Raw genomic sequence first — 13843 nt, 5'->3', positions numbered from 1 at the left:
GGGGATGAAAATGACAGCAAACCGCATTAAAGCTGTAGCACTTTCTCATTTCGCACGCTACGGCTACGAAGGAACTTCATTAGCAAATATTGCTCAAGAAGTTGGGATTAAAAAACCATCGATTTACGCACACTTTAAAGGAAAAGAAGAGCTATATTTTACATGCTTAGAATCCGCTCTTCAAAAAGATTTACAAAGCTTCACTGACGATATCGAAAATTTTTCAAAATCGTCTACTGAAGAATTGCTAGTAAATCTGTTAAAAGGTTATGCAAAACGATTTGGTGAAAGTGAAGAATCAATGTTTTGGTTACGAACTTCTTATTTTCCGCCGGATGCATTTCGCGAACAAATTATTGATAAAGCGAATGTACACATTGAAAATGTCGGAAAACTTTTATTCCCTGTGTTTAAAAGAGCAAGCGAACAAGATGAACTGCATAACATTGAAGTAAAAGACGCTTTGGAGGCTTTTTTATGCTTACTTGACGGCCTTATGGTTGAACTACTATACGCAGGTTTAAATCGTTTTGAGACACGTTTAGAAGCTTCTTGGAAAGTATTTTGGCGCGGACTTTCAAACTGACGGATTGCTCCTTTGCAATGCGTCGTTTTTAAGCCCTTTACCTAACGACTGGTAGGAAGGAGAAATGACATATGGCATGGATTTATGTAATCATAGCTGGTATTATTGAAATCTTTTGGGTTATTGGACTTAAAAAAGCGGAGGCACCACTTGAGTGGGCTGGTGTTGCCCTATTAATTACAATTAGTTTCGTCTTATTATTTAGAGCATATAAAGATTTACCTGTCGGCACTGTATACGCAGTCTTTACAGGAATTGGAGCTGGTGGAATCGTTCTTACAGAGATTTTCATCTTCGGAGAACCTTTCTCTATCGTAAAAGTTTTATTAATTGGTTTAATCTTCTTCGGAGTAATTGGTTTAAAACGAGTAACAGAAGAAAAAGAAGCGAAGGAGGCCGCATAAAATGGCTTGGGTATTTTTAATTCTAGCTGGTATTTGTGAAATTGTTGGTGTACTCTTTATGAAAGTAGCCACTGAAAAGAAAGGCTGGGCACCAAAAGTTATTTTAATCGCTAACTTTGGCGTAAGCTTCTTCTTCTTATCTCTTGCAATGAACACATTACCGATGGGAACTGCTTACGCAATTTGGACTGGAATCGGAACTGCCGGAAGTGCACTTCTCGGTATTCTTATTTTCCGCGAGTCAGCGGATTGGCGTCGCCTTGCCTTCTTAAGCTGCATTCTATGCGGCGCTGTTGGCTTAAAATTATTAGGCTAACGTGAGGTGAATGTCATGTGGAAAGAAAAAGGAAAACAAATCTTAGCATGGATTACACTCGGGATCGTCATTCTATTACAAATAAGTTTTCATATAATAGAATGGCTGTTTCATAAAGTACTATTCATTCTTACATTCCTTCCTAACATGGCACTTGAAATTGCATCTATCGCTTGGTCAATTATTGCCTCCATTACAATCGTGATTATATGGAGTATCGCCAAGCTATGGAACAAGTTATTTAAAAAGGACAGTTCTTCTGAAAAGAAGTAACTGTCCTTTTTTTATCCCGCATTAACGGGCAGTAAGACCCCCACCTCAAAATTCGGCGAATGCGAGGGAGTTAGGTGGGAGATCAACTGCCCGTAAACGCCCGATTGGTGAAGGCTAATAATCAGTGGGGATGGACAAAACCCCCACTGATTAAAGTTTCACTTTATATTCATTCAGATTTTCTATAGAAATTTGATGCGATCAGACAAAGCAGACCAGCTAGGACAACACTCATACCAATCCCTTTATGCAAATTAGGAAATGGCGATGGTATATCTGAGTAAAAATTTGCTAATATGAGACCAATTGAAAATAAAAGTACCCCTATTCTATATAACCACTTTCTTTTGTTCATCATTCTCCCTCCTAAAATTTTCATACCCTCCTTTCTTTTGGACATACTACCTAAAAAAGGAGTGGATCATATGCAAAATTCTATACATAAGCAGATCCTATTTTTATTTTTTCTCTTTCTCATTCTCATCATCGTTTTCAGCTTTATATTACATACTCCGAAAGATGTTGTACCGAATAGCCTCTCTGTTTATAAACTCTTACTTTCATATTGTCGTTATTAAAGAAGGTGCCTTTTATGAGGCACCTTTTAAAATTCTCTCTTCTCATACAATTTCACTGAAACGAAGATAGATACTATGAACATGCATATTGAACTAACGAATAACACGCTGTTGTATAGTTGAATTTGTTCCAGGTTGATTTGAAACAAAGTTTCTAAAATAACAATCGGCGCCATGAATATTACTATCGTAATAAAAATAGTTTTTTTATACCCTAGCCAAAACGATATCGGTAAAACAAAACTTAAATACACTAAAATAAAGCTAATACTAGCAACCATTGTCGTTTCAATAAATTCAAATAGGTTAACCCCATTCTTCATTCCCATCGTGAAACAACCGACCGTTACGCTTATAAAAAGAATAATAATTGCTACTATATATTTCGCATACACAATTTGTTTTCTCAATATTGGCAAACTATTTACTATAACTTCACTCTCATTTTTACTATCTGCTTCAAATGTTTTTACTGTTGCCCCAATTGTAATAATTACTGCCATAATTATGAACAGATTTTCCGTATCTGTTAAAGCCATATAAAAGAAAATAGGATACAATATGTACCAAATTAAAAATTTCCATTGAATGATGAAATCTTTTAAAATTAATTGTTTCAAAGCTATTCTCCCCCCTTACAAATCACGCTCACTATACAAATGAATTGAGAGTAACATAGACATGATATATAAAAGAAGCAGCCCTGCTATGAAACAAATATTTATGAATATACTAGTGTTCCAAGCATTTTCTACACTTAACCATACTTTACTTACAATCAGTCCACTTAAATACCCAAATGCAATTCCGATAAAAGGAGCAATTTGTTTTGCGCTGTTGTACCCTACTGCAAATTCAATCGGGAGCACAATTATGCTATAAACAAAACCACCTGTTATTCCTCCGAGAATCGCTCCCCATAGAATAAATACAGTTGTATTTTCGTTTTGCAACTGGATTAAACTAACAGCAAATGGGAAAATCCCACCTAAAGCAACTAAAATACTTACAAATATGTATTTCGCTATGACAATTTCTTTACGCTGCAACGGTAAACTATTTATTATCATGTCACTTTTATTTTTATCCTCATAACTCATTGACAGCATCATTCCAAGAACAGGTATAAACATGCTAAATGTCATCAGAAAACTATCACTACGAAAATCAACAATGAGAAGGAAAAGCAAGCATATTAGATACACAAAGCTTAACTTTTTTTGCAACATCATATCTTTTAAAACTAGTTGCTTGATCATTTGTTACACCTCCTAGTGGCATCTCGCAACATTAAACATTTTTTTCTTATTAATCAAATATGCAATTATTAAAGCTCCTTCTCTTTAAAAATCGCAATTGAAAAAACATTAACAGAAGCCTTTCATCAGCAAATATATTGCACATAAACCCTAACAAGCCTATTAGAAGAAAAAATATAACTACTCCAAGGATAGTAACCGTTCGCTTATCCCCACTATATTTTATGGGGAGGATCATAACAGCATAAAGAACGGAAAAGAAAATAGCTATAAATAATGCATACCACGGAATATTTATATTTTCTCTTAATACAAATACAGGTAGTACAAAGAAAACAAATGTAACAACTAGACTAAATGCAATAAAAAATACAGTAGTCATGTATTTCGCAATAACAATGTCTCTTCTAGTAAAAGGTAAACTCACTAATATTTTTTCTGTGTTATTTTTTTCTTCAACTGATAAAGAAATTGAAATCATTGAAAGACATATAACAAAACAAACATACGCCAATTGAAATGGTTCTATAGAGCTTTGGAATGCTCCGTATATTGGCAAGATTAAATAGATGAGAAACATTTTTCTTTGTAAGAAAAACTCCTTCAAAATCAACTGTTTCATGCAAATTCCCCTCTCTATAAATCACGCGATCCATAGATTTTAATTGTTAGAAACATAGAAGCGATATACACACTAGCCAATATAATTCCTCCAGCTATAAATACGCCAAGATGTGATGGATTCGTAATCCAATTAATGAATGATGGTGCTGTTTCGTTCAGTCCATCTCCTATAAATATCCATGCAATTCCACCTACTGCCATCGATGCTCCTGACAATATACTTCTTGCTATCTTTGATTTCGTTCCGTAATAACTAGGAAAAAATGCCGCAACAAAAACCAAAGCGTAAACAGCCCCATTTACTACTCCATACCACGGAATTTCAATATACAAATTAGGATGATATGCACCGATATCATCAATAACAGCGATACCTCTTATAAGAAAAACAACTAGCATAGTGGAAACCATGCCCCCTACAATGAATATTGCACAGGAAATATATCTAGCAATAATGATATCCTTTCTGCTTAACGGTAAACTATTTATAATAATGTCACTTTTATTCCTTTCATCCATAAAGATTAACGTCATAACGGAGGAAAGAGTTATAAATAGACAGCTCATCGGAAATAACATTTCACCATCTGGCTCTAATATAAAGAATAAAAGAGGCATACTCAGATTCACTAACCAAGTTACCCGAAAAAAGAATAAATCTTTATATATGAGCTGACGCATAGGCACCTCTCCCTTTCGCAGTGTAAACGATGATATCATCCAAGGTCGGTTTTTCTAATATTACTTCTTGCCCAAACCAGTCTATAATTGCTTGTCTATCCTCTGCTAAACCTTCAAAACCAAATTTATTTTTTCGTAATCCAACAAATAGTTCTTTTCCTTCTCGATCTAATAAATCATTACTTCCCTTTACGATTACGTAGTTCTCCATTAATTCATCTTTCTCACCAGCAAATATAATTTCTCCATCATTGATGAATGTAATGTAATCTGCGATGCGTTCTAAGTCTGTCGTAATGTGTGTGGAAAATAAGACAGACACTTCATCTTCCATTACAATTTCTTGCAGCATATCAAGTAATTCACTTCGAACAACTGGATCTAATCCTGCTGTTGGTTCATCCATAATAATGAATTCCGCATGGTGTGAAAGTGCGATTGCAATCGCAAATTTCATTTTCATCCCTTTGGATAACTCTTTAATCTTTTTATACGTTGGAACTTGTAATCTCTGCATATACGATTGATACTGCTTTTCGTCCCACTTTTTATATAACGGTGCAATAATCCGTTTCATTTGCTCACACGTTAAATCTTCGTAATAATGATTTTCATCATATACAAAACCAATATTTTGTTTTATTTCCTTTTCGGCTTTCTTATTGTCCTTACCAAAAATTTTTATATCACCGCTCTCTTTTCTGATTAAATTCATAATCATTTTGATCGTCGTACTTTTTCCAGCTCCATTCGGTCCGATAAATCCCATAATATATCCACGTGGCAATGTAAAACTTACATTTTTCACTGAGAAATCTTGATAAGTTTTACAAACGTTTTTTAGCTCTAACATCTCTTATTCCCCCTTGTATAAACACGCAATCATCTGTTGCAACTCTTCCAGTGAAAGCTGCAACGCTTTACTTTCATTTACAACCTCTTCCACTTTACTTTCCAATAAACGAAGCCTTTGTTCTTTTAGTAGTTCATTATTTTTACGTGAAACATAAGTCCCTTTCCCAGCAACAGTTTCTATATATCCTTCTTTTTCAAGCTCCTCGTATGCACGCTTCGTTGTAATTACACTAATTTGTAATTCCTTCGCTAAGCTACGAATAGACGGTAATTGGTCTCCACCCTTTAAACCACCATTTAAAATAAGCTGGCTTAATTGTTTTCTTATTTGCACATAAATAGGGTCTTGGGAAGAATTCGAAATAATAATATTCATGTTTTCCTCCAGTGTGTATATACTGTATATACAAAACATCCTATTTTTGGCAAGAAAAAAAGACCAACATTTTCCTGTTGGTCTTTCGTATATGTATCACTTTTCAAAGCGATCTAACATTTCGTCTCTCATTCCGAAACTAACAACCGCAATTCCTACATACATAAAAAGAAGGAATGCTGGATGAACTGTATTGTACCAGCTGCTATCAACAATTAAATAAATCGTTAACGCCACAACAAGAACAAACGCTAAAATAAACATATAAAAGTGTCTTGTATTACCCATGATAAACTCCTCTCTTCTCTCTTCACCATTCAACAGTATATTCTATCGAATAATTCGATATGACTCAAGGTTAACTTTCTGTTATGTAATCAAGTTCTACCTTTACAATGTCCTCACACGCTATTGAAATGATTGTTCCTTGTTTATCAATCGCTGTCACTTCTCTATTATCCATTACACGGTGCGCTACTCTTTCTAACACTTTCCCTTGGTCTCGGTAACAAAATTCTTTTACATCTTTAATTGTTTCTCCATTTTCTAAATGGTATACCATTCTATAACATCGATATCCCACGCTTCCACCCCCGTCTTGCTCGTTTTTTCACATATACATAAAAATGAGTAATTTCTACCTCATCACATCTTCTTAATTTCAATAAAATTCTAACAAAAATAAATACTTTTATCAAACCGACTTTTTCAACAAAAACACCTATAAAACCGCATCTTTACAGCAATATGAAACAAAAAATATAAATTTTTAACATTTTTTTCATTCTATCCGCACCAATGTTGCAAAAAAAAAAGAACCCGCATGTAGCGAGTTCTTTTTTTTCCAATCACACTTGTACAGGTGCTAGCTTTTCATAACGTAAAACTGGTTTACGAGCAGCCAATGTTTCATCTAAACGTTTTATTACTGTTGTATGTGGTGCTTCTTGTACAACTTCTGGATTTTCTTCTACCTCTTTAGCAATTTGAATCATCTTATCAATGAAACCATCTAATGTTTCTTTTGATTCTGTTTCTGTTGGCTCAATCATAATACATTCTTCCACATTTAATGGGAAGTAAATTGTTGGTGGATGGTAACCGAAATCAAGCAGACGTTTTGCAATATCTAATGTACGTACACCAAGTTTCTTTTGACGACGACCTGATAATACAAATTCATGCTTGCAATGTCTATCGAACGGAAGATCATAGAATGGTGCTAATCTTCTCATCATATAGTTCGCATTTAATACAGCATACTCTGTTACTGCACGCAAGCCATCTGGGCCCATAGAACGAATATATGTGTATGCACGAACGTTAATTCCGAAGTTACCATAGAATGGTTTCACACGCCCAATTGCTTCTGGACGATCATAGTTAAAGTGATAGCCATTTTCTGTTTTCTCTAAAATCGGTTTTGGTAAGTACGGAATTAAATCAGCTTTCACACCTACTGGACCAGAACCTGGGCCACCGCCGCCATGCGGACCTGTAAATGTTTTATGAAGATTTAAATGCACAACGTCAAATCCCATATCTCCTGGGCGTGCTTGGCTTAATACCGCATTTAAGTTTGCACCATCATAGTATAATTTACCGCCTGCGTTATGGACGATTTCTGCCATTTCTAAAATATTTTCTTCGAATAGGCCTAATGTATTTGGATTTGTTAACATAAGTGCTGCTGTTTCTTCGTTTACAACACGTTTTAAATCATCTAAGTCAACAAGACCATGTTCATTTGATTTCACCGTAATTGTTTCAAAACCAGCTACTGTTGCAGACGCCGGGTTTGTTCCGTGAGCAGAGTCAGGAACAATTACTTTCGTACGGTTAAAGTCACCGTTCGCTTCATGATATGCACGAATCAACATTAATCCTGTCCATTCTCCGTGTGCACCAGCTGCTGGTTGTAACGTAACAGTATCCATACCTGTAATTTCAATTAAATGTTCTTGTAAGTCATACATTAATTCCATTGCACCTTGCACTGTTTTTTCATCTTGAAGTGGATGAATATTTGCAAAGCCTGCGAAACGAGCTACGTTTTCATTAATTTTCGGATTATATTTCATCGTACAAGACCCAAGTGGATAGAATCCAGAATCCACACCGTGGTTACGGTTTGAAAGCGCTGTGTAATGGCGCATAATATCAAGTTCAGATACTTCTGGAAGCTCTGCATCTTCTACTCGAATATAATCACTCTCAAACACATCTTCTAATTTTACTTCTTCTACATCTAATTTGGGTAAGCTATATCCTACGCGTCCTTCTTTAGTCACTTCAAAAATAAGTGCTTGGTCTTGGTTCTTCATTGGATAGCCCCCATTTCGTTTACAAGTGTGTCAATTTCCTCTTTTGTACGAAGCTCTGTTACCGCTACAAGCATATGGTCTTCATGCTCTTTATAATCACGGCCTAGGTCGTAACCACCGATAATATTCTTTTGTATTAATACATCATTTATTTCTTTAACTGGACGTTTACAATCTACAACAAATTCATTAAAGAATGGTCCAGCGAACGTTACTGTGAAACCTTTCGCTTCAAATTGACGTTTTGCATATTGTGCTTTAGAAATGTTTTGACGTGCCATTTCTTTTACACCTTGTTTGCCAAGTGCCGTCATTGCAACAGAAGCTGCTAATGCATTTAACGCTTGGTTTGAACAAATGTTAGACGTCGCTTTATCACGACGAATATGCTGTTCACGTGCTTGTAACGTTAATACAAATCCACGTTTACCATCTGAATCTACAGTTTGTCCGACAAGACGTCCTGGAATTTTACGCATAAATGCTTTCGTTGTTGCAAAGTAACCACAGTGCGGTCCACCAAACTGCGTTGGGATACCGAATGGTTGTGCATCACCGATTACAACATCAGCACCGAATTTTCCTGGCGGTGTTAATGCGCCTAATGATAATGGATTTGAAGAAACGATAAATAATGATTTTTGTTGATGAACGATTTTTTCGATATCAGCTAACTTTTCCACTTGTCCGAAGAAGTTTGGATATTGAACGATTACACAAGCAACTGTATCATCTACTTCACTTTGTAATACTTCTAAATCTGTTACACCGTTTTTATGATCAATTTCAACAACTTCAAGATTTTGACCTTTTGCATATGTTTCAAGTACCGCTCTTGATTCTGGATGAACTGCCTTAGATACAAGAATTTTCTTTTTGCGAGTATGACCAGCTGCTAGCATTGCCGCTTCAGCTAAAGCTGTACCTCCGTCATACATAGAAGAGTTTGCTACATCCATTCCTGTTAATTCACAAATCATTGTTTGGAATTCAAAAATTGCTTGTAATTCCCCTTGTGAAATTTCTGGTTGGTATGGTGTGTATGCTGTATAAAACTCTGAACGAGAAATAACATGATCAACAATTACTGGAGCGTAATGATCGTATACACCTGCTCCTAAGAAAGAAGCATATTCTTTTAAGTTCGCATTTTTACTAGCCATTTGAGATAACTCTTTTAACAGCTCTGGCTCTGATTTTGCTTCTTTAATTTTTAAATCCCCTTTAAAACGAACACTCTCTGGAATATCAGAGAATAATTCGTCGATCGTTTGAACGCCGATCGTTTGTAACATTTCTTTTTTGTCTTCTTCTGTCATTGGAAGATAACGATGCAACATGAAATCTACCCCTCTCCCCGTTACTTTGAACGTTTATAAAATGGTGTTGGAACAACTACTGCTTTGACGCGTTTATTACGAATTTCAATTTCTACTTCTGTATCAACTGCTGCGTATTTTACATCAATTAGTGCTAAACCAATGCTTTTCTTTAACGTTGGAGATTGTGTACCACTCGTTACTTCCCCGATTTTTTCTTCTCCTATAAATACAGGGTAATGCGTACGAGGAATACCGCGTTCGATTACTTCGATGCCGACTAATTTACGAGATGCACCGTTTTCTTTTTGCTCTTTTAACGTTTCTTTTCCAAAGAAATCTGCTTCTTTATTTGGTTTTACCGCAAAGCCAATTCCCGCTTCAATCGGTGTAATATCTTTTGATAACTCTTGTCCGTATAACGGAAGTGTTGCTTCGAAGCGAAGTGTATCACGAGCACCTAAGCCACATGGTTTTAAGCCCTCTTCTGCTCCCACTTCAAGAAGTTTCTCCCAAAGTTTTGCTGCATCTTCACTCTTACAGTAAATTTCGAATCCATCTTCACCTGTGTAACCTGTACGAGATACAAGTGCAGGAATTCCATCTACAAGAATATTATTTTTAAATTTAAAGAACTTAATTTCTTTTAAATCTTCTGACACAACTTTTTGTAAAATGCCTTCTGCTTTTGGTCCTTGAATTGCAAGCTGCGCAACTTCACTAGAAACATTGACTACTTTCGCATCGCCAATTACATGGCTAGCTAACCATTCGTAATCTTTCTCGATATTTGATGCATTGATTACTAATAAATAGTCTTCTTCACCACGTTTGTAGATTAATAAGTCATCTACTGTGCCACCATTTTCATAGCACATAGCTGTATATTGTGCGCCCCCTACCTTTAAGGTAGATACGTCATTTGTAACAACACGTTGTAAAAATGCTAAACTATCTACACCTTTTACCTCTACTTCTCCCATATGAGATACATCGAACAAACCTGCTCCTGTACGTACAGCTTCATGTTCCTCTTTAATGCTTGAAAATTGAACTGGTAATTCCCAACCACCGAAGTCGACTGTTTTCCCACCATACTTCGCGTATACATCAAATAACGGTGTACGTTGTAATGTAATCATGCTCTTTCCCCCTTATGCTCTGACAAATCAATAAAAGTTGCTTCCCATATCTAAACATTTTCATTCTGAAAAGATAGGATATACGGAATCTCACTATTTTTTTTTATGAAAGCGTAAATAAAAAAGTGCTTTCTTGGATAAAATACGAAAGATTCCACACATTTCACACCATTATCCTAACATCATTCGCTATATTTCATCAATATTCTAGCATAAAAAATAATTTAGAATTTTTTATTCTTAATCCTATTAAATACAACTTTTAAGATTTAGACCTTTATCGTTGTCTATTCTTTAACTTTTAGTAATTGTGATAGCGCCTTATTACAAGGCTTATAATAAAGATTTTTTTAATAATCACTTTAGTTTATAAAAGGTGGGAGAGTCTTAATGAATGTCGATATTTCCGTAGATCGAACGTGGCAAAATAATTTTTTAAAAAGAATTGACGAAGATGGTCCTTGGACAAATTGGGATTTATATCATTTAGCTTATAAAACAGAGAAATCGTTACTCGTCCCTACTTTTGATGGATTGCAAGCACCGAAACATTTATCACATTTCACGCCGCTTCCACATCAATTAGAGGTCGCTCAAAATGTCATTGAACAAATGAATGGTAAAGCGATTCTAGCAGATGAAGTTGGACTTGGAAAAACGATTGAAGCTGGACTTATTTTGAAAGAATATATGGTTCGAGGACTTGTAAAAAAGGTACTCATTCTCGTTCCAGCTTCTCTCGTATCTCAGTGGGCGTATGAACTAAACACAAAATTTTTTATTCCTGCGGTCGCTCAAAAGAAAAGTTATTCTTGGGAACAAGCTGATGTCATCGTTTCATCAATCGATACTGCGAAACGTTCACCGCATCGCGATATCGTTTTAAACCTAGAGTATGACCTTATTATTATCGATGAAGCACATAAACTAAAAAATAATAAAACAAAAAACTATGAATTTGCACAGCGATTAAAAAAGAAGTTTTGTTTATTACTAACTGCAACTCCTGTTCAAAATAAAATCGATGAAATCTTCAACCTCGTTTCTTTATTAAAACCAGGTCATTTAGGCAATCAATCTAATTTTGAAGAATATTACGCTTCCAAAAATCGTTCCACTGAATCCGATGAAGATTTAAAAGCTCTTATCAATAAAGTAATGGTTCGAAATAGACGCAATAACACTGGCATTGATTGGCCGAAGAGGCATGTACGAACAATCTTCGTTGAATTCAATGAAGAAGAACAAGCTTTGTATAATGAAATTGAAAATTGGCGTGGACAAGATGCCGTCACATCTGCTTTCTCATCCTTAACTTTAAAACGGGAAGCATGTAGTAGTCGTGAAGCTGTTTACTATTCATTAAAAAAACATGTAGAAAAAAGACAGAAAGAAAATGAGCACTACATAAAGGACCCACATATTGATGTGCTGATGGACAAAATTAATCATATTCCGTTCAACTCCAAAGCAAATAAAGCACTAGAGCTTATAAAAGAAGTTGACGATAAAGTCATTATCTTCACTGAATATAGAGCTTCACAAATGTATTTACAATGGTTCTTACAACAACATGGCATTTCCTCTGTTCCATTTCGCGGTGGATTTAAGCGCGGGAAGAAAGATTGGATGAAGGAGCTTTTCCAAAATCATGCCCAAGTATTAATTGCGACCGAAGCTGGTGGTGAAGGAATTAACTTACAATTTTGTAGCCATATGATTAATTACGACTTACCGTGGAATCCAATGCGACTCGAGCAAAGGATTGGACGTATTCACCGTCTTGGACAAAAAAATGATGTTCATATTTATAACTTAGCAACAAAGCACACTGTTGAAGAGCACATTTTAAAACTACTATATGAAAAAATTAATTTATTTGAACGTGTAATCGGTGAACTCGATGAAATTTTAACGAGAATCAACATGAAAAATATTGATGCGCATATTCAAGAAATTTTCGCGCAGTCAAAAAGCGAAGGTGAAATTCGAATCAAGATGGAAAATTTAACATCTATTATCGATTTTGCGAAGCGCAATGAAGCAGAGGTGCAGGACTATGCAGCAAAATGAAATTCATAATTACTTATATAACTTTTTTGAGGCGAATAACTGCGAAATTTTAGAACGTTCCCCTCACCTATTAGACGTGCAGTTAACAATTGAAATGGATAAATTATTAATGAACCGCCCTTTCTATTGGCACTATCTTGAAAAAACAGGAGGCGTTCCGAACCCGATGCGCCTTACTCTTATTACAAATCCAGAAAACGAAGAAAACGACGGTGAACTTATTCATTACGGTTCACCCCGTTTGCATCAAATATTTGAAACAACAAAAGAACTAGGTTCATACATACGTTTATATGAGGAAGTGAAACATAGCGGGGCAACTCATACCCCCCTTCATCCTTGGCTTGGTGTAAATATAAAAGTATCTTATCAATGCGACCGAAAAAAAGACATACTTCATTCCATCGGTATTCATCTTATTTCCGGGACAATGATTGCAAACTTTCACGACACTTTAGCAGAGATCAAACTCACACCGAAAATACCTGACTTTTGTTTTACCCTCTCACCTATCATTAAGCCACAAAGTGGCTTACAACGTATAGAGGATGCTTTAAAAAGTATAATCGCTGAAGATGACCACACGTGGGCAAAAGAAGCGAGAGTGCGTTGGAATCACGATTTAGACCTTTTAAATCGATTTTACGAAGATAGCGATGAACTTCCAGAAAGCTATGAAATTGAAAAGCAAGCATTACAAGAACAATACGAACCACGCATTACAATACAAATTATAAACGGTGGTCTCTTTTATGTTACCGCAAATCATTTTCTATCTTAAAGAAAGCTCCTTCAGATTGAAGGAGCTTCTTTTAAGATATGTTCCCAGCCTATTCTCTATCTTCATTACGCTCTTGCTGTTTTTTCTCTGTCATACGTTTCTGATATGCACGATCCTTTGCACTTACATGGTTTGCATCAGTTGGAAGATTCTCTTTTGAACGACCAATTCCATTACTCATCTTTTTCGCCTCCTTTTTGCATGTTTCAAAATGCATCTTTATTTTCAGCTAGAGGCACAATCCTTATACAA

The 13843-nt window shown here is 35.5% G+C and carries 19 protein-coding genes; 6 read left to right on the top strand and 13 right to left on the bottom strand.

Features of this window, described 5'->3' with window-relative positions:
* The first annotated feature begins 4 nt into the window (after positions 1 to 4).
* From B5P42_RS11565 to B5P42_RS11550, 4 genes are all read left to right on the top strand, one after another.
* Entirely contained in the window at positions 5 to 586 is a 582-nt protein-coding gene (locus B5P42_RS11565; protein ID WP_002034003.1) for a TetR/AcrR family transcriptional regulator, read from the top strand.
* Positions 587 to 657: 71 nt separating this feature from the next.
* Entirely contained in the window at positions 658 to 990 is a 333-nt protein-coding gene (locus B5P42_RS11560; protein WP_000312339.1) for a DMT family transporter, read from the top strand.
* Between the two features lies 1 nt (position 991).
* Complete coding sequence (locus B5P42_RS11555) at positions 992 to 1306, top strand: DMT family transporter (protein WP_002015033.1); 315 nt, start codon at positions 992 to 994, stop codon at positions 1304 to 1306.
* Between the two features lie 15 nt (positions 1307 to 1321).
* Entirely contained in the window at positions 1322 to 1579 is a 258-nt protein-coding gene (locus B5P42_RS11550; protein ID WP_088034289.1) for a DUF3975 family protein, read from the top strand.
* A gap of 169 nt (positions 1580 to 1748) precedes the next feature.
* On the opposite strand, the gene B5P42_RS11545 is transcribed toward B5P42_RS11550, so the two are convergent.
* The 12 genes from B5P42_RS11545 to gcvT all read right to left on the bottom strand — a co-directional run bounded on the left by B5P42_RS11545 (position 1749) and on the right by gcvT (position 10737).
* Positions 1749 to 1934 (bottom strand): hypothetical protein, encoded by a 186-nt coding sequence (locus B5P42_RS11545; protein WP_113734237.1) that lies wholly within the window; start codon positions 1932 to 1934, stop codon positions 1749 to 1751.
* A 249-nt stretch (positions 1935 to 2183) separates the two neighbouring features.
* A complete protein-coding gene (locus B5P42_RS11540; protein WP_113734236.1) occupies positions 2184 to 2777 on the bottom strand; it encodes an ABC-2 transporter permease in 594 nt (197 codons plus the stop codon).
* A 15-nt stretch (positions 2778 to 2792) separates the two neighbouring features.
* Positions 2793 to 3416 (bottom strand): ABC-2 transporter permease, encoded by a 624-nt coding sequence (locus B5P42_RS11535; RefSeq protein WP_113734235.1) that lies wholly within the window; start codon positions 3414 to 3416, stop codon positions 2793 to 2795.
* A gap of 49 nt (positions 3417 to 3465) precedes the next feature.
* Positions 3466 to 4038, bottom strand: a complete 573-nt coding sequence (locus tag B5P42_RS11530) for an ABC-2 transporter permease (protein ID WP_113734234.1) — start codon at positions 4036 to 4038, stop codon at positions 3466 to 3468.
* Positions 4039 to 4052: 14 nt separating this feature from the next.
* Positions 4053 to 4721 carry an ABC-2 transporter permease gene (locus B5P42_RS11525; protein ID WP_113734233.1) on the bottom strand — a complete coding sequence of 223 codons (669 nt, stop codon included), beginning with the start codon at positions 4719 to 4721 and terminating at the stop codon, positions 4053 to 4055.
* The gene (locus tag B5P42_RS11520) at positions 4702 to 5574 is read right to left on the bottom strand and encodes an ABC transporter ATP-binding protein (RefSeq protein WP_113734232.1); all 873 of its coding nucleotides are present in this window, start codon (positions 5572 to 5574) and stop codon (positions 4702 to 4704) included. Before B5P42_RS11520 ends, B5P42_RS11525 begins: the two co-directional genes overlap by 20 nt.
* Before the next feature lie 3 nt (positions 5575 to 5577).
* Positions 5578 to 5952 carry a GntR family transcriptional regulator gene (locus B5P42_RS11515; RefSeq protein WP_113734231.1) on the bottom strand — a complete coding sequence of 125 codons (375 nt, stop codon included), beginning with the start codon at positions 5950 to 5952 and terminating at the stop codon, positions 5578 to 5580.
* A gap of 96 nt (positions 5953 to 6048) precedes the next feature.
* Positions 6049 to 6240 (bottom strand): hypothetical protein, encoded by a 192-nt coding sequence (locus B5P42_RS11510; protein ID WP_002088608.1) that lies wholly within the window; start codon positions 6238 to 6240, stop codon positions 6049 to 6051.
* A gap of 70 nt (positions 6241 to 6310) precedes the next feature.
* Positions 6311 to 6514: a DUF3929 family protein gene (locus B5P42_RS11505; protein ID WP_000262495.1), complete on the bottom strand. Its 204-nt coding sequence runs from the start codon at positions 6512 to 6514 to the stop codon at positions 6311 to 6313.
* Between the two features lie 286 nt (positions 6515 to 6800).
* Positions 6801 to 8276 (bottom strand): aminomethyl-transferring glycine dehydrogenase subunit 2, encoded by a 1476-nt coding sequence (gcvPB, locus tag B5P42_RS11500; RefSeq protein ID WP_002122485.1) that lies wholly within the window; start codon positions 8274 to 8276, stop codon positions 6801 to 6803.
* Positions 8273 to 9616: an aminomethyl-transferring glycine dehydrogenase subunit 1 gene (gene gcvPA / locus B5P42_RS11495; protein ID WP_002034012.1), complete on the bottom strand. Its 1344-nt coding sequence runs from the start codon at positions 9614 to 9616 to the stop codon at positions 8273 to 8275. Before gcvPA ends, gcvPB begins: the two co-directional genes overlap by 4 nt.
* A 20-nt stretch (positions 9617 to 9636) precedes the next feature.
* Complete coding sequence (gene gcvT, locus B5P42_RS11490; protein WP_002034013.1) at positions 9637 to 10737, bottom strand: glycine cleavage system aminomethyltransferase GcvT; 1101 nt, start codon at positions 10735 to 10737, stop codon at positions 9637 to 9639.
* A gap of 390 nt (positions 10738 to 11127) precedes the next feature.
* Between gcvT and B5P42_RS11485 the strand changes: the two genes are divergently transcribed.
* Together B5P42_RS11485 and B5P42_RS11480 are read left to right on the top strand one after the other, a co-directional pair.
* On the top strand, positions 11128 to 12810 hold the full coding sequence (locus B5P42_RS11485) for a DEAD/DEAH box helicase (RefSeq protein ID WP_002015016.1): 1683 nt from the start codon (positions 11128 to 11130) through the stop codon (positions 12808 to 12810).
* Positions 12797 to 13591 (top strand): YqhG family protein, encoded by a 795-nt coding sequence (locus B5P42_RS11480; RefSeq protein ID WP_002088611.1) that lies wholly within the window; start codon positions 12797 to 12799, stop codon positions 13589 to 13591. Before B5P42_RS11485 ends, B5P42_RS11480 begins: the two co-directional genes overlap by 14 nt.
* Before the next feature lie 49 nt (positions 13592 to 13640).
* On the opposite strand, the gene B5P42_RS32580 is transcribed toward B5P42_RS11480, so the two are convergent.
* The gene (locus tag B5P42_RS32580; RefSeq protein ID WP_002088613.1) at positions 13641 to 13772 is read right to left on the bottom strand and encodes a hypothetical protein; all 132 of its coding nucleotides are present in this window, start codon (positions 13770 to 13772) and stop codon (positions 13641 to 13643) included.
* Between the last annotated feature and the right edge of the window lie 71 nt (positions 13773 to 13843).

Source organism: Bacillus sp. SRB_331, from assembly GCF_003264175.1.
In the GTDB taxonomy this organism is placed as follows: Bacteria; Bacillota; Bacilli; order Bacillales; family Bacillaceae_G; genus Bacillus_A; species Bacillus_A mycoides.
This window is presented reverse-complemented; position numbering and strand designations above follow the sequence as displayed.